The organism is Dyella lipolytica, assembly GCF_030160075.1.
GTDB lineage: Bacteria > Pseudomonadota > Gammaproteobacteria > Xanthomonadales > Rhodanobacteraceae > Dyella_B > Dyella_B lipolytica.
The window spans coordinates 178513-198081 of sequence record NZ_BSNQ01000005.1 but is presented as its reverse complement, the minus strand read 5'-3'; the positions used below and the strand labels follow the sequence as shown (position 1 = coordinate 198081).

14 protein-coding genes and 1 riboswitch are annotated in these 19569 nt (G+C 60.5%); of the genes, 9 read left to right on the top strand and 5 right to left on the bottom strand.

All coding sequences use genetic code 11. The features are described 5' to 3' along the window. The first annotated feature begins 279 nt into the window (after positions 1–279). A complete protein-coding gene (locus QQL64_RS12675; RefSeq protein WP_284400180.1) occupies positions 280–3381 on the top strand; it encodes a TonB-dependent receptor plug domain-containing protein in 3102 nt (1033 codons plus the stop codon). A 120-nt stretch (positions 3382–3501) separates the two neighbouring features. Here QQL64_RS12675 and QQL64_RS12670 read toward each other — a convergent pair whose 3' ends face one another. From QQL64_RS12670 to QQL64_RS12650, 5 genes are all read right to left on the bottom strand, one after another. Then, the gene (locus tag QQL64_RS12670) at positions 3502–3990 is read right to left on the bottom strand and encodes a hypothetical protein (RefSeq protein WP_284400176.1); all 489 of its coding nucleotides are present in this window, start codon (positions 3988–3990) and stop codon (positions 3502–3504) included. Between the two features lie 15 nt (positions 3991–4005). After that, complete coding sequence (locus QQL64_RS12665) at positions 4006–4293, bottom strand: LysM peptidoglycan-binding domain-containing protein (RefSeq protein WP_284400173.1); 288 nt, start codon at positions 4291–4293, stop codon at positions 4006–4008. A 221-nt stretch (positions 4294–4514) separates the two neighbouring features. Continuing rightward, the gene (locus tag QQL64_RS12660) at positions 4515–7640 is read right to left on the bottom strand and encodes an efflux RND transporter permease subunit (protein ID WP_284400172.1); all 3126 of its coding nucleotides are present in this window, start codon (positions 7638–7640) and stop codon (positions 4515–4517) included. Between the two features lie 191 nt (positions 7641–7831). Next, positions 7832–11068 (bottom strand): efflux RND transporter permease subunit, encoded by a 3237-nt coding sequence (locus QQL64_RS12655; RefSeq protein ID WP_284400170.1) that lies wholly within the window; start codon positions 11066–11068, stop codon positions 7832–7834. Between the two features lie 181 nt (positions 11069–11249). Further along, the gene (locus QQL64_RS12650; RefSeq protein WP_284400169.1) at positions 11250–12527 is read right to left on the bottom strand and encodes an efflux RND transporter periplasmic adaptor subunit; all 1278 of its coding nucleotides are present in this window, start codon (positions 12525–12527) and stop codon (positions 11250–11252) included. Positions 12528–12938: 411 nt separating this feature from the next. On the opposite strand from QQL64_RS12650, the gene QQL64_RS12645 reads away from it, so the two are divergent. The 8 genes from QQL64_RS12645 to QQL64_RS12610 all read left to right on the top strand — a co-directional run bounded on the left by QQL64_RS12645 (position 12939) and on the right by QQL64_RS12610 (position 19056). After that, positions 12939–13460, top strand: coding sequence for a c-type cytochrome (locus tag QQL64_RS12645; protein ID WP_284400167.1), 522 nt, complete (start codon positions 12939–12941; stop codon positions 13458–13460). Between the two features lie 111 nt (positions 13461–13571). Further along, positions 13572–14258, top strand: coding sequence for an alpha/beta hydrolase (locus QQL64_RS12640; RefSeq protein WP_284400166.1), 687 nt, complete (start codon positions 13572–13574; stop codon positions 14256–14258). A 122-nt stretch (positions 14259–14380) separates the two neighbouring features. Further along, entirely contained in the window at positions 14381–15499 is a 1119-nt protein-coding gene (gene zapE / locus QQL64_RS12635) for a cell division protein ZapE (RefSeq protein WP_284400165.1), read from the top strand. A 74-nt stretch (positions 15500–15573) separates the two neighbouring features. Further along, a complete protein-coding gene (locus QQL64_RS12630; protein WP_284400164.1) occupies positions 15574–15960 on the top strand; it encodes a peptidase C13 in 387 nt (128 codons plus the stop codon). A 10-nt stretch (positions 15961–15970) separates the two neighbouring features. Next, complete coding sequence (locus QQL64_RS12625) at positions 15971–16834, top strand: type 1 glutamine amidotransferase domain-containing protein (RefSeq protein ID WP_284400162.1); 864 nt, start codon at positions 15971–15973, stop codon at positions 16832–16834. A gap of 133 nt (positions 16835–16967) precedes the next feature. Continuing rightward, positions 16968–17291 (top strand): metalloregulator ArsR/SmtB family transcription factor, encoded by a 324-nt coding sequence (locus QQL64_RS12620; RefSeq protein ID WP_284400160.1) that lies wholly within the window; start codon positions 16968–16970, stop codon positions 17289–17291. Positions 17292–17318: 27 nt separating this feature from the next. Further along, positions 17319–18722, top strand: a complete 1404-nt coding sequence (locus QQL64_RS12615; RefSeq protein WP_284400158.1) for a DUF2867 domain-containing protein — start codon at positions 17319–17321, stop codon at positions 18720–18722. A gap of 97 nt (positions 18723–18819) precedes the next feature. Beyond that, on the top strand, positions 18820–19056 hold the full coding sequence (locus QQL64_RS12610; RefSeq protein ID WP_284400156.1) for a hypothetical protein: 237 nt from the start codon (positions 18820–18822) through the stop codon (positions 19054–19056). Between the two features lie 107 nt (positions 19057–19163). Next, positions 19164–19372, top strand: a riboswitch (cobalamin riboswitch). The last annotated feature ends 197 nt before the right edge of the window (positions 19373–19569 follow it).

Below are 19569 nucleotides of genomic sequence, written 5' to 3'. Positions count from 1 at the left end.
ATAGCGTCGCTAACACGCGGCCGACGAGCGCTCGTTTTTCAGTTCAAAAACCTTCGTTTTTAGGTCATCGAGCACGCAATTTCTTGCTGTTTGTGACAAGTGGTCATGTCGGAAAACGCACAAATTGGTACTCGATTTCGCATTGGTTTTGCGTATATGACTCTGTTGGGTTGCGGATAACCGCTTAGCGCAACCAAAAGTGAAATTACTAGAAAAGAAAAGTGCACTAAGGAGTTGGCAGGAATGTAACCACCACCAGGTAAAACGGGGAGTATTGCCGTGAACCTACAACATCAAAAGATCGCTCATGCGATTCACATGGCATTGGCACTGAGTAGCTGTGTATGGACAACGATTGCGGTAGCTCAAACCGCAACGCCTGCACCATCCCCCACAGCAACACCGAGCCAGACGACATCAACTGCAACAAGTACACAGCCGCAAACCAACGCGCAAACCGCAACGCCTCCACCGTCCAACAAGACGGTGACCCTGCAAGGCATCACCGTTACCGGCTCGCTGATCCGCAGCGTGGACGTGGAAACGGCACAGCCCATCACCGCGATCTCGCATGAGGCACTGCAGCAGCAGGGCTTCGTGAGCGTCGGATCGATTCTGCAGAACGTGCCTTCGGTGGGCTCCGCCGGCACCAGCAACCAAAGCTCGCTGGGCGATATCGTCGGTCAATACGCCAGCCTGCGTGGCCTCGGCGCACCGCGTACCCTGATCCTTGTCGATGGCGAACGCTACACGACCGATATCTTCGGTCAGACCGATCTGAGCACGATCCCGAGCTCGCTGATCGACAACGTGCAGATCCTGCAGGACGGTGCTTCGTCGGTCTATGGCTCCGACGCCATTGCCGGTGTGATCAACATCATCACCAAGAACGTGGATGGCCTGTATCTCGATACGTACAACAGTACCTACTCACCAGGTAACAACGGCAAGACCAACCAGTTCAGCCTGACCGGTGGCAAAAAGTTCAAGCGTGGTTCGTTCACGTTCAACATGACGTTCCAAAACATCAACGCACTCACGGCCGCCCAAGGCTGGTACAGCAAGTACGGTTACGCCAGTTTTCCGCAGTTTCCCCAGAGCATGCAGGCGTCCGACTACGGCACCATTACTACGGTCAATGGTGCGTCGATCGCACCGCTGACAGTCAATGCAGGCCAAAACGGGCTCAACATCGCCAACTACCACCTCAATACGTTTGGTGCCGTATATCCCAGCCCCTATTTCAACAACGACTATGCCAATTCCGCGCCACTCGAGACGCTGATACCGAACAACCGGCTGCACTCGTACACGTTGAAAGGTGATTTCAAACTGACCGACCATATCTCGGCGGTCTTCACCGGCACCTACAACTCCAACAACGCTACCGTCGGCATCGGCGGCTATCCGCTGAGTTCGCTGACACCGGCCAACGGCGTGAATCTGGCAAACGCGCTGGGCCTGCCCCCGGGCAGCCTCGGCACCGCCTACTTCCCCACGCTGTCCCCGAACAGCTATTACAACCCCATGCCGGGTAACACCCTCGGGTTTAGCTTGCCTCTGCTGGAGCCTAATCGCATCACAGTGAACAACATCAAGCAGTACGGTTTCCGTACTGGCCTCGAAGGCGATTTCTCCCTGGGCGAGAGGCAATTCAACTGGAACACTTACTACAGCGACTACCGCTATATCCAGGACAATGGCGGTCCCGGCAACCTCAATCTGGTGCATCTATACAATGCGATTGGGCCGTCCTTCTTGGGCCCCAACGGCCAGGTGGAGTGCGGCACCCCGGGCAATGTGATTGCCGGTTGCGTACCGCTCAATCCGTTCTCCGGCGCGGGCGGGCTCACCCCGGCTGAAACCAATTACCTCAACATCAACTACTTTACGCACTCGTGGAGCCAGCAGCGCAACATCGAAGCCAATTTGAACGGCGACATGTTCACGCTACCGCAGTCGCTCGGCAGCGGCGACGCAACCTTCGCCGTGGGCGGCGACCACCGCGACGTGTCCGGTGCCGTGACGCCCGATTACTACACGCAGCAAGGCCTCAACACGAACCTGCAACAGAACCCCGGCCATGGCTCGTACGGGATCAACGAGGCTTACGCCGAGGTCAACATTCCTTTGCTGAAGGACATAACGGGTGCACAGTTGTTGGACTTCGACGTCTCGCATCGCTTCTCGCACTACACCAACTTCGGTGATACCAACAACAACTCGTACAAGCTGTCCTATCAGCCGATCACTGATGTACTGATACGCGCAAGCTATGGCACCGGCTTCCGTGCACCGTCGATTTCCAATCTGTATGGCGGCACGATGCAGAGCTTCACGAGCTACACCGATCCGTGCGACGTCAACTTCGGCCTGACCGGCGTACCGATTGTCGAGCAGCGCTGCATCAACGGCTTCGCTGGCCTACCGGCCGTCGGCCCCGGCTTTACGCAACTTCAAACGAATGGCTTGCCGATATCCAACCCCAACAGCACCAGCACGACGCCGTATTTTACGGGCGCCAACCCTAAGCTGAGGCCGGAAACGTCCAAGAACTACACCGCGGGCATCGTCTACAGCCCGAGCTGGTTGACCGGCTTCAATTTCACGGTGGACGCGTATCGGATTCGTGTCGACAACATCATCACCCTGCCGGCCGCAAACGCCATCCTGGACAACTGCTATCTGCTGGGCGAAACGCAGCAGTGTGCGCAGTTCCAGCGCTCGCCGACAAATTTGCAGGTCGTCAACCTGCTGCAGGCCGTGGTCAACCAGGGCTTTGTGGATGAACGCGGCACCGACCTGACAATAAGCTATCTGTTCCCGGATACGCCGGTGGGCAAGTTCAAGATCGACACCAATGGCACCTACATCAATTCGTTGCGGGAGCAATCGGTGACCGGCGGCCCAGTCGTCTCCTGGAACCTGGGTGCATACGATCCCGTCCTCGGCCCGGTGTGGCGCTTCCGTGATACCACCAACCTCAACTGGAACTACAACAGCTTCGGCGCCACCTGGACGATTCGCTACTACTCCTCGCTGCAGGAATCCTGCCATCCGGATGTGCCTGCGTTACAGGAATTCTTCCCGTGCACCGAGCCCAATGGCAACGTGCAGGGAAATCAAGCCGGGCTGTATAGGCAGGCTCCTGTGGCCTTCAACGATCTGCAGGTGTACTGGAACACGCCGTGGAAGGGACGGATCTCGCTAGGCGCCACCAACGTCTTCAATCGCCGTGCCCAGTTGTCTTACACCGGCGTGCAAGGCGTGGCAGGTCCGTTGGGCCCGACCGGTACGGACGGCTTCTCGCTCTATCCATACAACCCGCAGTACGACATCGGTCGTGTGATCTATCTGAAGATTACGCAGCAGCTGTTCTGATGCCGCCCCTGCGCTGGCAGAGCGTCGAGAGACACCCTGCCAATACGGACCAACGGTACATGGCAACACAAAGGGCGCGGTTTAGACCGCGCCCTTTTTTATGGCGAACCTGCGCCGCGATTACTTGACCGAGAAATCTTTGCTGGCGACTGACTGACCATTCAAGGAAATATCAACCTTGTAGTTGCCGGTCGGCCATCCACTCGGCTTGCTGATGTGGAATTCGGTGTTGGCCGGACCGGTGGGGTTGATGGTCTTGGTGTCTTCTTTCACCGTTTGGCCGTCCTGATAACTCCACTTCACGCCGAACGCTGCGGTACCGGCGCCGCCTGTAGCGATCGATGCATAGATAGTGTCCTTCGGTGTGAAGCTGGTAGTGGCCGTGGTGATCTTTTGGTCGGCGTCGACAGCGCTGCCAAGGTCGACCGAGGTCACGCTGACCGCTGCTGGAGCAGCAGGCGCGGGCGTTGGCGCGGGCTGGGTTGCTGCAGGCGCGGGAGCGGGCGCGGGCGGCGGTGCGGACGCCTCTTCCTTTTTGCCGCATGCACCCAGTGCAAGTGCGGCTGCCAACGATACGGCGAATATCACAGGCTTGCGACTGATCTTCATGCGTATCTCCTTAGCTCACGGATTGGCGGGAATTTTCAGCACCTGACCCGGCTTGATCCGGTTGGGGTCGCTGAGTTGATCGGTGTTGGCTTCGAAGATCGCTTTCCATTTGTTCGCGTCGCCATAGAAGTGCTTGGCTATCTTCGACAGGCTGTCGCCTGACACAACGGTGTAGGTTTGCACCGGGTCCGCAGTGGAACTGGAACCCGATTGCACATCGCTGAAATCAGCCTTGGTTGGCGCGGTGGAACTAGAGCCGCTTTGCACATCCGAAAAATCCGGCTTGTTGGTCTCGTTACCCATGAATGCACCTCACCATCGGATAGAACGCTTGAGAGCTGGTAGTCCGATAACGCCTGAGATAGCGCAGCACTTCAAAATTCAGCACTGCGAAGCGAGCCTCGGGGTTATGAGACCGGCCTTGAGAGATAACCGACCATAAGTTAATAGGCAGTGATGACCTGTATCTGACAGCCCGAGACGATGGACTATCAGCCGGTTGAAATCCCGTTAAAACCAGGTGATTAACCGGCAGGCACAACACGGCCCGCGCGGTGTCGCGCACGCCAGGCCGCCCAGCGCTCGCTGAGACAGGAGAAGATGACGTAAAGCGCAGGCGTGCTGAGCAGCGTCAGGCTCTGCGAGATCAGCAAGCCGCCGATCAAGGCGATACCCAGCGGACGGCGCAGATCCGAACCTTCGCCCATGCCGATCGCAATCGGCAACGCTGCGAGGATCGCCACCATGGTGGTCATCATGATCGGGCGGAAGCGCACCAGGCTGGCTTCGCGCGCAGCCTCCAACGGCGTCTTGCCGTGTTCGCGCTGCGCAACCAACGCGAAGTCGATCATCATGATCGCGTTTTTCTTCACGATGCCGATCAGCAGTACCAGGGCGATCTGCGCGATGATCGACAACTCGGTATTCGTCAGCCACAACGCCAGCAAGGCGCCGACACCGGCCGCCGGCAAGGTGGAGAGAATGGTGACAGGATGAATCAAGCTCTCGTACAAAATGCCGAGCACGATGTAGACCGTCAGGATCGCACCGAACACCAGCCACAGCATGCCGCTTTGCGATTGCTGGAAGCGGCGGAAGTCGCCGCCGACATTGAGCTTGATATCGCCCGGCATGCGCATGTTGTCAGCAGTGGCCTGCACGATCTGCAACGCCTCGCCCATGCTCGAGCCCGGCGCGAGATTGAAGCTCAAATCCATGGTGGTGTACTGATTCATGTGCGACACCTGGGTCGGCGCGAGGCCAGGTACCTGATGCGCAAAAGCGGATAGCCGCACCATCGTGCCGTTCTTGGCAGGCACCAGAATCTGGTCGATGGATTTGGGCGTCGCCGTCTGCGACGGCAATGCGTTGACCACCACCTTGTATTGATTCAGGGCGGAATAAATGGTGCTGACCTGACGTTGGCCGAACGAGTCGTAGATCACCGAATCGATGGTGCCGACGTTGACGCCCAGACGCGCCGCCTTGTCACGGTCGATCACGATGTTCTGTTGCAGGCCGGCGTCGTCCAGGTCACTGCCGACATCGCGCAGTTTGGGATTCTTTCGCAACTCATCGACCAGCTTGGGCAACCATTCCTGCAGTTGTGCCGTGTCGTTACCCTGCAGCGATATCTGGTATTGCGCGCCTTGGTTGGTACCGCCGCCGCCAAAGCTCGGCAGATCCTGGATCGCACGCAAGCGAACGTTGAGGTCGGGATATTTGGCCGCCTTGGCGCCGAGGCGGGCCAAAGCCGTAAGCGTGTCGTCCTTGCGCCCCTCGGCGTGCGTCTTCAACTGGATATCGAACGTGCCGGAGGCACCCTGACGCGTACTGCCGAGGCGCGAACCGACCACCGCGACATCACGATCGTGCAGCAGCATCGTGATCAGACGCTGCTGGCGATTCACCGAATCCTGGAAGGAGACGGTGGCACCCGAGGTGGCGCGTCCACGAATCAGGCCGGTGTCCTGCGCCGGGAACAGGCTGGTCTTGATCTGGCCCGACATGATGATCGCCACCGTCAAGCCGATCAGGATCAACGGTGTCAGCGAGAACAAAAGCGCGTGCCGCAAGGAGAAATCCAGCGACACCTGATAGAACTTGAGCAAGCCTTCGTGGAATCGATCCAGCGCACGTCCCAGTTTGGACGGCTTGTCGGGTTCGTGGTGACCGCTCAAGAAAAGCCCGCACAACGACGACGTCAATGTCAGCGACACCAACGCCGACACTACAATCGCCGCCACCAGCGTCAAGGTGAACTCCTTGAAGAACATGCCGGTGATGCCGCCCATGAACAACAGCGGGATAAACACCGCCACCAGCGAAGCGGTAATCGACACGATGGTGAAACCGATCTCGCGTGCGCCGCTGAGCGCAGCGTCCAAGCGACTCATGCCCTGATCGATATGGCGGATGATGTTCTCGATCACCACGATCGCATCGTCCACCACGAAGCCGATTGCAACCACCAGCGCCAGCAAGGTGAGATTGTTGAGCGTGAACCCCAGTGCGTACATCACGATCGCCGCACCCGCCAGCGATAACGGCACAGCGGCGGCAGCGATCAAGGTGGGAGCCAGACGCCGCAGGAACAACGCCATCACCAGCACGACCATCGCCAAGCTGATCAGCAACGTGGCCTGCACCTCGTGCAGCGAAGCGCGGATGGTGGGGGTATCGTCGAAATACGGTGTTAGCTTGGTGCCCGGTTGCAGGAAGCTGCGCAGCAGCGGCACTTCCGCTTTCACGCGATCGACGGTGCCGATGATGTTGGCATTCGACTGCTTGTAGACATACATCAGGATCGCCGGCTTGCCCTGAAACCAGGCAACCTGGTACGCATCCTGCTGGCCATCGTAGACGTTGGCGACGTCTCTCAGACGCACCGGCACGCCCTTGCCGTTGGTGGCGATCACCAGGCCGGCAAAGTCAGCCGCCGTATGCAGCGAATCGTTGGCTTGCACGGCCATCGTGGTCTTGCCGTCGGACAAGAAGCCTTGTGGTTCGAACACATTGGCGGCAGTGAGTGCGTTGCGCAGCTGATCGGGCGAAATACCCATCGCGTTGAGCGCGCGCAGATTGACGTCGACACGAACAGCCGGCGTCGCTGCACCGATAATGTCGACCTCGGACACACCCGCAAGCTGACGCAGACGCTGTGCCAGCAGCGAATCGGCCACGTCGTACAGATCGCGCGCCGACTGCGTATCGGACGTCAGCGCAAATGCGATGACCGGATCGTCGTTGGGATTGGCTTTCGTATAACTCGGCGGACTGTTGAGACCGGAGGGTAGATCGGGCGCAGCAGCATTGATGGCCGCCTGTACGTCGCGCGCTGCATCGTCGATGTTGCGCCCGGCGTTGAACATCAGGAACACCTGCGTGCTGCCCAGCGAACTGGACGAGCGCATCGTGTCGATGCCTGGCACCTGGCCCAGATGGCGCTCCAGCGGCGCGGCCACGGTGGATGCCATGTTGTCGGCGCTGGCCCCGGCCTGGCTGGCCTGCACGAAGATCACCGGAAACTGCATGTCCGGCAGTGCCGAGACACCCAGCAAGGCGTAGCAGATCACTCCGACCGCGAACACGCCCATCGCCAGTAACGAAGTGCCGATCGGGCGACGGATGAAGGGGCCGGAAATGTTCATACTTGAATCAACGTGCGGGGAGCAGAAAGGTTGATGGCCTTACTCCTTCTCCCCTCCGGGGAGAAGGTGGCCCGCAGGGTCGGATGAGGGGCCAGTCTTGCGTAAATGGTGATTCGAAGCACGCTTCGTTATAGCTCATCGCAAGAGCAACCCCTCACCTCAATCCTCTCCCCAAAGGGGAGAGGAGGAAATTAGGTCGCCCGCTGCGCATGCCGCAGCGCTCGCCGCTCCCTACGCTCACCCAGCCAATCCGAGAACCGCTCCATATACAGATAGATCACTGGCGTGGTGTACAGCGTCACCAGCTGCGAAAGCAGCAGACCGCCCACGATCGACACACCCAGCGGACGCCGCAGTTCCGCGCCGATGCCGTTGCCCAACGCCAGCGGCAAGGCGCCAAGCATGGCGGCCGCGGTGGTCATCATGATCGGACGGAAACGCAGCAAACAGGCGCGGTGAATCGCCTCGCGCGGCTTCATACCGGTGCGCTGCGCCTCGATCGCGAAGTCGATCATCATGATCGCGTTCTTTTTCACGATACCGATCAGCAGCACGATGCCCACGATGCCATCCACCGACAGACTCATGTTGCACAGGATCAGCGCCAGCAGGGCACCCACACCGGCGGGCGGCAGCGTCGAGATGATGGTGATCGGGTGGATGTAGCTTTCATACAGCACGCCCAGCACGATGTAGATCACGATGATCGACGCAAGCAGCAGCAACGCCTCGTTGCTGAGCGAGGAGGAGAACTCCGCCGCCTTGCCGATGAACTGCCCGCGCACCTGCGGCGGGAAGTTGAGCTGCTTTTCGACAGCGTGAATCGCATCCACTGCTTCGGACAGCGAATAACCCGGCGCCAGATTGAACGAGACCGTCACCGCCGGTAGCTGCTGCTGATGGCTGATCACCAGTGCCGCATTGGTCACTTCCGAGCTCACCAGCGACGCCAGCGGAATGGTGCCGCCGGCGCCCAGGATGATGCCAGTGTTGGCCACGCCAATACCGGTGGAGGTGGAGGAGTTGCTCGACGTGGCCTGGCCGAAGGTGGTGGCGTTGCTGCCGGTCAGCGCACCGCTGCCGTTGCTCTTTACCGTCAGCTGGTTGAGCAGCGAGGTGCTGCTGCGGAATTGCGGCTCCACTTCCAACACCACGCGGTACTGGTTCAGCTGCGTAAAGATGGTGGAGATCTGACGCTGGCCGAACGAGTCGTACAGCGTGTCATCGATGGTCTGCACCGGCACGCCCAGCGTGCTGGCCTTGTCACGGTCGATGGTGAGCTTGAGTGCCGTGCCCTGGTTGGCCAGGTTGTTGTCCACGTCGGCCAACTCGGGACGCTGGCGCAGCGCCTGCGTCATCTGAGTAGCGTACGTGGATAACTCATCCGCATTTACGTCGGACATCGAATACTGGTATTCGGTGGCGGCAACGCGGGTGTCCAGCGTCACGTCCTGCACGGGTTTCAGGTACAGGGCGACACCAGGAATATTGGCCGCGTCGTTCTGCAGGCTCGCCACCACGTCATCCAGGCTGGCGCGCTTGCGGCGATCCTTCAGCACGATGCTGAGCTGGCCCTGGTTGAGCGTGGGGTTGATCGAACCGGCGCCGATAAACGCCGCCACACCCGCCACGTTGGGATCTTTTTGCAACGCATCGGCAACCGCTTTCGTGCGCTGTTCCATTTGCGGGAATGCGACGTTCTGGTCGGCCTGCACCACACCGGTGATCATGCCGGTGTCCTGTTCGGGCAGCAGGCCCTTGGGGATCACGATGTACAGGAAGATCGTGATGCCGATGGCGACGAAGGCCACCACGATCATCAAGCGCTGATGATCGAGCACCCAATCCAATGAGCTTTCGTACAAACCGACTGTGCGCGCCCACACGGTGCGCTTGCCAGCCGCAGCGTGACGCTCGTGCGCATCGTCGCCTTCCGGCAATGAGTCGGGCTTGAGCAAGTAGGCGCACATCATCGGAGTGAGCGTCAGCGACACCAACATCGAGATGACGACGGCGGTGGCGAGCACCCAGGCGAATTCGTGGAACAGGCGGCCGGTGACACCCGGCATCAGCAGCAACGGCAGGAATACCGCGATCAGCGAGACAGTCAACGACAGCACGGTGAAGCCGATTTCCTTGGCACCGATTTCCGCCGCTTCCTTGCCGTCTTTGCCTTGCTCGATGTAGCGCACGATGTTTTCGATCATCACGATCGCATCGTCCACTACGAAGCCGGTCGCGACGGTCAGCGCCATCAGCGAGAGGTTGTCCAGCGACATGCCGGCGAACGACATCACGCCGAAGGTACCCAGCAGCGACAGCGGCACCGCCACCGAGGGAATGATCGTGGCCCACAAGCGGCGCAGGAACACGAAGATCACCGCCACCACCAAGGCGATGGTGAGCAGCAGGGTGAACTGCACGTCTTCCACCGAAGCGCGGATGGTGACGGTGCGGTCGGCGAAGATATCCAGATGCACGTCGGCCGGCAACACGCTGCGCAGCTGCGGCAGAATTTGCCGGATCTGTGCCACTGTCTGCACGATGTTCGCGCCCGGCTGGCGACGGATATCCAGCAACACCGCCGGCTTACCGTTGGCCCACGCCGCGAGCTGGTCGTTCTCGACACCATCGACCACCTTCGCGATGTCGGCCAGACGAACAGGCGCGTTGTTAGTGCTGTTGTACGAAATGATGGTGTTTTTGTACTCGGCCGCGGTCGCCAACTGGTCGTTGGTCGAAATGGTGTACGACTGCGTGGCGCCGTTGAGCGTGCCCTTGGGTGCGTTGACGTTGGCCTCGGTCAGCGCATTGCGCACGTCTTCCATGGTCAAGCCGAGGTTGGCGAGCTGCGCAGGATTAACCTGGATACGCACTGCCGGACGCACGTTGCCGGCAATCGACACCAGGCCCACGCCCTGCACCTGCGACAGTTTTTGCGCCAGGATCGAATCGGCCAGATCGTTCACATAGCGCAACTGCCGGCTGTCGGAGGTGAGCATCAGCGTCATGATCGGCGCATCGGCCGGATTCACGCGGTTGTAGACCGGCGGATACGGCAGCGTGGTCGGCAAGGTGCCGCGCGCTTGATTGATCGCCGCCTGCACGTCCTGCGCCGCGATGTCGATATCGCGGTCCATGTTGAACTGCAACACGATGGTCGAGAGACCTGCGGACGAATCCGAGGTCATCATGTCCAGACCGGAGATCTGGCCCAGGTTGCGTTCCAGCGGCGTGGTGACCAGCGAAGCCATGGTGGCTGCGCTGGCACCCGGATATTGCGTGGTGACTACCAGGCTGGGCGCTTCGATTTCAGGCAGCGCCGACACCGGCAGTTCGCGATAACCAAGCACGCCGAGCAGCAGCACCGCCACCATCAGGAGAGCGGTGGCAATGGGCCGGCGGATGAAGAGCGTCGAAAATCCCATGGGTCTCGGAACCGTCCGTAAGTTGGAGCTCGCTTAAGCCCCTCTCCCGGTGGGAGAGGGGTTGGGGTGAGGGTGCGATCAGAGCGCAGTAGAGAAGTCTTGCGTTGATAGCCCGATAACGCGCTTCGCCCGAACCCTCACCCCCCAGCCCGCTCCCCGAGGGGAGAGGGCGCATGTTTCGTCAGCCGCCACCACCGCGACGACCACCACCTTTCTTCTTACTCGCATCCGAAGCAATCGGCGCCGGCGGAACCTCACCCGGCTTGAGCGCCTGCACCTTGCTGCCCGGCTTCAGGCGGAACTGGCCTTCGGTCACTACTTGGTCGCCTTCAGTCAGGCCCTTGCTCACCATCACGTGGCTGTCGCCCACTTCGCCGGCTACCGTCACTGGTTGCATCGCCACGGTCTGGTCCGGCTGCAGTTTGTAAACGAAATCGCCATCGGGTCCGCGCTGTACCGCCTGTGCGGGAATCACCAAGCCGCCGGTTACGGTACGCACACGCAATTGCACATTCACGAACTGTCCCGGCCACAGCGCGCTCTTCGGATTGTTGAACTCCGCGCGCATCTTGAAGGTGCCGGTGCTGGTGTCGATCTGGTTATCGACCACTTGCAGGAAACCGGTGGTATCGAGCGGGTGCGAATCGCTGCGGTCCAACGCAATCACTTGCAGCTTGTCGTCGCCGTTCTGGGACGCATCGCGCACTGCCTCGAGGTTCTGCTCGGGCAGGCTGAAGATCACGTAGATCGGCTGGATCTGAGTCAACGTGACGATCGAGGTGGTGGTGGTGACCACGTTGCCCGGGTCCACATTGCGGATACCGGCCACACCATCGATCGGCGAGATGATCTTGGTGAAATCCAGTTGCACCTTGGCCGAGCGTGCGCTGGCTTCGTCGGCCAGCACGGTGGCCCTGAGCAGCGCGACGTTGTTGCGGAAGGTGTCCATGTCCAACGCGGCGACATAGCCGTTGGCAACCAGTTTCTGGTTGCGGTCCAGCGTGCTTATCGCCGTCGCCAGCGATGCCTCGTCCTGTTTCTGTTTGGCCGTGGCCTGGTCAAAGGCGGCCTGGAAAGTGCGCGGATCGATCTGGGCGATCACATCGCCCTTCTTCACCGCCTGGCCTTCCTTGAAGTTGATGGTCCACATCTGACCGGCCACTTGCGGATTGACCGTCACCGTATTGAGCGCCGTCACCGTGCCCAGCGCCGTCAGATAAACCGGCACGCTTTGCTTGACGGTAGGCTCGACGGTGACTGGCACCGGCGCATTGTCCTTGTCCTGGCCGTTGGCGCCGGACTGTCCCTGACCCTGGCTATCTGCGCCGCCTTGCCCCGAATGCTGCCCGCCGTGACCGCTTCCGGCTGCTGCTTCAGGTTTGTGTAGCAAGCGGAATGCAACCCCACCCACCACAAGCACGGCGATCACGATCAACGCGATCTTCCAAAAACGCGACATGTGAAACTCCTGGATTAAACGGCAAGGCCACCCGACCCTGCCGGTGCGATTAATGCACCTGCCCTAAAACCTTGGAAACAAGCATAGGGTCTGCTCAACGAGATTGGACAATGCCGGTTGACAGGGGTGCCGCATGACCGATGGCAGGGTCCATGAACCCCAAGCGTAGCAGCGAAGCATGACCGCGTGCCTGCAACGCCCGCCTCATCAGATATGCGCAAACTGCTCTGCGAACCCGCGGGACAGGCCTCAAACTTGCTGCAGGCTTCGTCTATACTCCGAAACTTGTTGCCCGCGGCGGGTTCGTTACCGTCGCGGCAAGGTCGCCGGGGGGCGGCAGGGCATACCACGGCGACCGTGGTGGCTTTCCAGATTTCATATGATGACTGGAGTAATTGCGTGAGCGGTTCCATGAGCAAATCCGACCAGAGTTTCCTGCGTCAGTTCTCGTTGCTTATCGCCGGACTCGGCGTACTGACCCTGGTTCTGATCTTCACAGCCTTGACGATCTACGAGCACGAGCCGAAGGAAGTCGATCCGAACGCCGCGAAGCAGCTCGCCGCCAGCCTTGCCCCGAACGGCGCCGTGTATGCCGGCAACACCGGTCGCGCCGCGATGGAAGCTGCGCAAGAAGCTGCGACCAAGGCCGCCGCCGCGCAGGTCGCTTACGGCGGCACCACCGACGGCAAGACCATTTACGACAACCTCTGCCACGCCTGCCATACCGCCGGCGTTGCCGGTGCTCCGGTACTGGGCAACAAGTCCATGTGGGCACCGCGTATCGCCGAAGGCCTGGACACCCTGGTGCAACATGCCATCAACGGCTACCACGGCCCGGATGGCAACATGATGCCTGCCAAGGGCGGCAACCCCGCGCTGACCGACGCGCAGGTGAAAGCGGCGGTGACCTGGATTGTGGATCAGGCGAAGTAATCTTCGCTGTCGCGCCGTACACGCAACGCCGCCTTCGGGTGGCGTTGTCGTTTTTGCGCCTGGGCGACAAACAAAAAACGCGCGACTGGCCTGCCAGTTATCATGTCATCCATGAACTCCACCACCCCCCTCCCCGATCCATCCAGCTTTCCGGATCAGCTCACCGAATTCACGTTGCACGGCCCCGTCGGTTCGCTTGAGGCCATCAGCGACACTGCCGAGCGCCCCGGCGCACGCCGCGGCGTGGCCGTGATCTGCCATCCCAACTCCAAGGACGGCGGCACCATGCGCAACAAAGTGGTGACCATGCTGGAACGCAGCCTGCGCGAGTCGGGCCTGGATACGCTGCGCTTCAATTTCCGCAGCGCCGGTGAATCGGAAGGTAACTACGACAACGGTAAGGGCGAAAGCGACGATCTCGCCGCCGTGGTGTCGTGGGTGCGCAAGGTGCGTCCCAACGATGTGCTGTGGCTGGCCGGCTTTTCCTTCGGCAGCTATGTCACCTTGCGCAGCGCTGTTGCGCTTAAGGCCGACGCGCTGATCAGCATCGCGCCGCCGGTCGGGCGCTGGTCGCTCGAAACCCTCGCGCTACCTTCCTGCCCATGGCTGGTGGTGATGGGTGAGGACGACGAAGTGGTCGAGCCGCAAGCGGTGTTCGATTGGATCGACAGCCTCGATCCGCCGCCCGAACTGATCCGCATGCCGGAAACCGGCCACTTCTTTCATCGCCGCCTGATGGATTTGCGCGGCTCGGTGAAACACGCCATACGTGACTGGCTACCGCCGCTCCGCGATTGATACCCGCGAATAACTCGTCGTCCCGGCGAAAGCCGGGACCCAGTGACTTACCTGCCGCCAAGAAGCTGGGTCCCGGCTTTCGCCGGGACGACGAACTAGGTAATTAGAGGCTCCCGCAAGTTATGCCTGACATTTCACTCGGCGCGCCCAGCGCGCGTTACCAGGAAGGCGTCGCCGCGCACCGCTGGACGCCCGATCCCGCGCAGCTGGCGGTGTTGCCGGAATTCGACCGCATGCAAGCAGCGTTTTGCACGAACGTCGAAAACAACGGCGGTCTATTTGGCCGTCTAAAATCGCTGCTAGGCGCGGAAGAGCGCGTCGCCGTGCCCGGCCTTTACCTATGGGGCAGCGTCGGTCGCGGCAAGACGTTCCTGATGGATCTGTTTGCGTCCAGCCTGCCGCACGGCGTAGCGCTGCGGCGTCATTTCCACCGGTTCATGGGTGAAGTGCACGAACAATTGCGTGATTTGGGCGAGCGCCAGGATCCACTGATCGAAGTCGCCGCGAACATCGCCGCGCGTTGCCGCGTGCTGTGTCTGGACGAATTTCTGGTCAACGACATCGGCGATGCGATGATCCTGTCCAACCTGTTCGACGCCTTGTTCGCACGCGGCGTCACCCTCGTCACCACATCGAACACGGTGCCAGCGAATCTTTACAAGGACGGTTTGCAACGCGCACGCTTTCTGCCGGCCATCGCTTCGATCGAAGCGCATTGCCATGTGATCGAAATGATCTCCGCGCACGACTGGCGCCTGCGCGCGCTGACGCATGCACCGGTGTATCACATACCGCCGGGCGCCGAAGCCGAGCGTTCGCTAGCACGTATCTTTTCCAGCCAGGCGCAAGGCCAGATCGTCGATGGCGGCGAGATAACGATCAACGACCGCCCGATTCCGGTACGCAAACGCGCCGACAATATTTTATGGTTCGACTTCGCGGCACTGTGCGACGGTCCGCGCGCCGTGGCCGACTACATCGCACTGGCCAAAGCCGGCCCGGCAATCATCATCTCCAATGTGCCGCAGTTCACCCTCTACAGTGAAGACCCGGCCAAACGCTTCGTGCAACTGGTCGACGAGTTCTACGACCGCCACGTCAAACTGATCCTTTCCGCCGCCGCACCGATCACCGAGCTGTACGACGGCGAACGCCTGCGTGCCGAATTCGGACGCACCGAATCGCGCCTGATCGAAATGCAAAGCGAGGAATACCTGGCGCTACCTCATCGGGCGGATTGATACATCTTCCCCGCTTCACCGGCGCGGGCTCGAACTGCTACCGTGTCCACCTCTACCCTGGCCTGGGAGCGATCATGCTTACTGTTCTCGCCTTTGCGCTCCTGACGGGCGCGCCGCAAGTCGCACCGGTCGATACGTTCAACACGCGCGTCATGCGCGGCAAGATGGTCGAAGCAGGCCCCACCGGACCGGCCTACCAGAAATTGTTCTGGGCAAAGACCGGCAATCCGATGACGGATGCGCTGAGAGGCTGCATCGCCAGCAACATACCGGCAGACAAATCGCCGTTTACGCTGGTGGTCGATATTTCGCCCGACGGGCATCCCTTGAACGTGGAAGTCCGCGCACCGACGCCCATCGCCAAGTGTCTGGCTAGCCAGTTCTCGACGTGGACCTTCCCGGCCCCGCCGAAACTCCCGGACGCGATCAATTATCCGATCGAGATCGATGTAAGCATGTAGGAGGCTGCACATGGCGACCGTGCTGATCCCGCTACCGCACATTGACTACGATCCCAGCGAAGTGGCGGTGCCGTGGCGCGTGCTGACCGAGGCCGGCCATCGTGTCGTGTTCGCTACGCCGGATGGCCACATCGCCGCAGCCGATCCGATCATGCTGAGCGGTGAAGGGCTCGACCTTTGGGGCTGGATTCCCGGCTTGCGTCGCCTGCCGTTGTTCGGACTGCTGTTACGAGCCAATCGCGATGCGCGCCGCGATCACGCCTTGCTCGCACAAGACAAGGCGTTCCGCGCACCGCTGCATTGGGATGCGACGGACGCAGCGATGTTCGATGGCTTGCTGTTGCCGGGCGGCCACTGCGCACGCGGCGTACGCATCTATCTTGAAAGCGACGAACTGAAAAACCTGGTCGCTGCCTTCTTTGCTGCAGATAAGCCAGTCGCAGCCATCTGCCATGGCGTGCTGCTCGCCGCACGCAGTCGACGCGACAATGGTCGCTCGGTGTTGTATGGCCGTCGCACTACCGCGCTGACCTGGGCGCTCGAGAAATCCGCATGGTCGCTCACCCGCATCACGCGTTTCTGGGATCCGCACTACTACCGCACCTATCGCGAAGAGCCCGGTCAACCGGTGGGTTATATGTCGGTGCAACAGGAAGTCACGCGAGCCTTGGCCGATCCCGCCGATTTTCTCGATGTGCCGAACGACGCGCCGCACTATCGCCGCAAAACATCCGGGCTGGTGCGCGATAGCGACAATGACGACACGCCTGCATTCGTGGTGCGCGACGGCAACTATCTCTCCGCACGTTGGCCCGGCGATGTGCATCGCTTTGCACATGAATTTGCCCTCATGTTAGCTGGCGCCGGAACATAGCGATCGGAATAACCGCTGCCGATACACCCTTGACTGGCGTGGAGCCTGGATTGTCCTTGGACACTCCAGGTACTTGACGAGCAGCGGTCTCGTAGGTAATCATTTAACTAATATGTTAATTGCTTAATTACTTATGGCCGTCGATCGCATTTTTGATGCCCTTGCCTCACGTCCTCGGCGGGAAATACTTGCTTACCTTTCCGCGCAGGAACTTACCGCCGGCGACCTCGCCAGCCGATTTGATATGAGCGCGCCGGCCGTGTCGCGACATCTTTCCGTATTGGAGTCAGCCGGACTGGTGAGCAGCGAGCGCCGTGGGCAATACGTCTACTACCAGCTCAACAGCCACAACCTGGTCAACACGCTCACCGGCTTTGCATTTGAGATCTGCCCTAATGGCAGGCCGCTCAAACGGGAGTCGCGCAAGATGCGCGCCGCTAAGAAGCAAGGCACCTAAGTCCACTTCACACGCAGAGGGGTGTCCATGTCGATCGCAGAAGTTGCAATAGGACTGCCGTTTTCAACTCCATCGCGCGTTGTGCGCAGCTTTCCTTCTGCTCGATTGCAATCATCGAGTGGTGGGCTTCCGGTAGAGGTATCGCTGATAGCGCAACTAGGCCATGGCGCTGGGAACCAATTGGTTGCTGGCGTCATGGCAAGGCAAAGCGCCCACCCCAACTTCATAGATGAACTGAATGAACCGTCGGCCAGGATAGGTGATACCGACTTCTCAAAGGGCGATGCCACATCCCTTTACTTATTCACCGTGGGCGCAAACGGCCATCCATTCCATCGGCACGCGGGACATCGCGTATTCACCGCCGTGTCTGGCAGTGGGGGCGCGCGACTGCGATTCTCAAGTGCGACGGATGCCGAGATCGAACGTAATCCTGCGTGTTTTATAGCCGCTATGCGCTGCGTTGAGATACCGCCTGATTGTCTTTTTACTGTTCGTTTCGGCGGGAATACCTGGCATCAGTTCACGCCACTGCGGGAACATTCCGTGCATCCGGCATTGTTCGCGATCTCGTGCCACACCAATGAATTAGGCGGCTTCTTGCCAGACGCATTGAGACAGCAGGTACTAACGAACGGAGCCACCATTCCGGCCCTAACAGAATTGCTCCCGCCAAGTGTCGAAGATTTGTTGCGCAGCACACCCTTCGACCGCACACGAGTACCCACCATAGCCTTGGCACTGGATGCACCGACCGACACATGGCACAGCACAATTTGCCGCGTCGTGCGCGGCATCGCAGGCAGGCTGCGGGGATATTGGGCACATTGCCGGCGCACAGCGGGTTATTTGTGGGACAGCGGGATGGCCGTTGCCGCGCTCGATCGGGCGCCCGAAAAATCACTTCTTCTCCAGCAGCTAACGGATGGCCCTGTCCATTATCAGGACACGTTTCTCATCAGCCTGTTCGACGCCTCGCTATCACGATTAGGTTCGCGGCACCTGCTGGCCGAATTGCTTGAAGGTTTTGTGCAGAGCCCGCCGGTCAGCGTCAGTTACCTCATGGCACTTCGCAACATGCTGGTAAGGCCGTTGGGTTTGCGCACTTCCCGCTTGGGATGCCCGGTGTCGTCTTTGCTGTCGCCGCAAAGTGACAACGTGTTCGCTGGTCGCTTTCCCGTGCGCGAACAATTGGCCGATGTCAACGATACCTGCTGCCAGGTTGTCCTTGGCGCCAATGACAAGCACCTGCTATTTCGCTCTTGCGTGGGCGTAGCCATCGACGGAAACCGGGTTGATATCACCCTCGGCATACGAGTGCGCTGCAAGAACACATTCGGACGCATGTACATGAAGCTAATTGACCGTATTCATCGCCGCTACATCGCGCCGACCTTGTTGCGGCACGCCGTGGAGCACTTGCGCAGGTAAGCTAATCTTAGCCGTCCACCAAACCGGGATAAGTGGCATGCGCGCACCAGTAGGTTCGGTCGTCGGACTTTGTTCCGCCTCCGCCACGATGTCCGCCATGGGCATGGCGTTCCTGGGCTACTGGGGCATTCACGAGCCTGCCCCCTGGCGCGGGAGCGACATCATCGTGGTCTGCCTGGCCTTCGCCAGCTTCGCCGCGCTGGCTTCGGTGGTGTGGTTCATCACCACGCCGGTGTCGGAAGAAGGCGCAGAGAGGATCGTCGCCGCCCGGCGGGCGTTCGCCCTCGGTGTGGTGTTGATGTGGCTGTCGATCGTCGTCGCCGTGATCCCTTAGCGAACACGGATCGCAAATATCCTGCAGGCCGCATCCCGCCTGGTCTTAAACCGCTTATCCACCGGCTTATCCACAATTTCTTGGGTTGACCGGGCCCTCTGACCCCGATATGTTGTGTCCCGTCGGTGCCACCCCCGTAAAGGTACGGGAGCGGCTTGAGGGAATCCGGTGTGAATCCGGGACTGCCCCGCAGCGGTAAGCGGAAACGAAAGCCCAGTCACGCACTGGCCCGAAGGGGTCGGGAAGCAGGGCCAGTAGGCGGGTCGCAAGACCCATGTCCGCGAGTCCGAAGACCTGCCGACAACGGCATGACCGGAGTGTCATGCCGCTGGTGACGGCCTCCGCGGGGAGGCGTGTCGCACGACGCGGCGCAATACCGTGTCCTGCGACCTACCGCGGCAACCGCCACGTCAGCCCTGCGCGCGGGAGCAGGCGGTTGAAACCTGGAGTCCATCCCGATCGAACCGGACCCTTCGTCTGGCCGGGTTGGCTCCGCAGCCCGGAGCGTCCGAC

Excerpts from the sequence above, each read along its gene's own strand:
- QQL64_RS12625 (WP_284400162.1), top strand. The coding sequence starts at position 15,971 with ATGGCGACCGTGCTGATCCCGCTACCGCACATTGACTACGATCCCAGC.
- QQL64_RS12630 (WP_284400164.1), top strand. The coding sequence starts at position 15,574 with ATGCTTACTGTTCTCGCCTTTGCGCTCCTGACGGGCGCGCCGCAAGTC.
- QQL64_RS12620 (WP_284400160.1), top strand. The coding sequence starts at position 16,968 with ATGGCCGTCGATCGCATTTTTGATGCCCTTGCCTCACGTCCTCGGCGG.
- QQL64_RS12660 (WP_284400172.1), bottom strand. The coding sequence starts at position 7,640 with ATGAACATTTCCGGCCCCTTCATCCGTCGCCCGATCGGCACTTCGTTA.
- QQL64_RS12640 (WP_284400166.1), top strand. The coding sequence starts at position 13,572 with ATGAACTCCACCACCCCCCTCCCCGATCCATCCAGCTTTCCGGATCAG.
- QQL64_RS12650 (WP_284400169.1), bottom strand. The coding sequence starts at position 12,527 with ATGTCGCGTTTTTGGAAGATCGCGTTGATCGTGATCGCCGTGCTTGTG.
- QQL64_RS12655 (WP_284400170.1), bottom strand. The coding sequence starts at position 11,068 with ATGGGATTTTCGACGCTCTTCATCCGCCGGCCCATTGCCACCGCTCTC.
- QQL64_RS12610 (WP_284400156.1), top strand. The coding sequence starts at position 18,820 with ATGGGCATGGCGTTCCTGGGCTACTGGGGCATTCACGAGCCTGCCCCC.
- zapE (WP_284400165.1), top strand. The coding sequence starts at position 14,381 with ATGCCTGACATTTCACTCGGCGCGCCCAGCGCGCGTTACCAGGAAGGC.
- QQL64_RS12665 (WP_284400173.1), bottom strand. The coding sequence starts at position 4,293 with ATGGGTAACGAGACCAACAAGCCGGATTTTTCGGATGTGCAAAGCGGC.
- QQL64_RS12670 (WP_284400176.1), bottom strand. The coding sequence starts at position 3,990 with ATGAAGATCAGTCGCAAGCCTGTGATATTCGCCGTATCGTTGGCAGCC.
- QQL64_RS12645 (WP_284400167.1), top strand. The coding sequence starts at position 12,939 with ATGAGCAAATCCGACCAGAGTTTCCTGCGTCAGTTCTCGTTGCTTATC.
- QQL64_RS12615 (WP_284400158.1), top strand. The coding sequence starts at position 17,319 with ATGTCGATCGCAGAAGTTGCAATAGGACTGCCGTTTTCAACTCCATCG.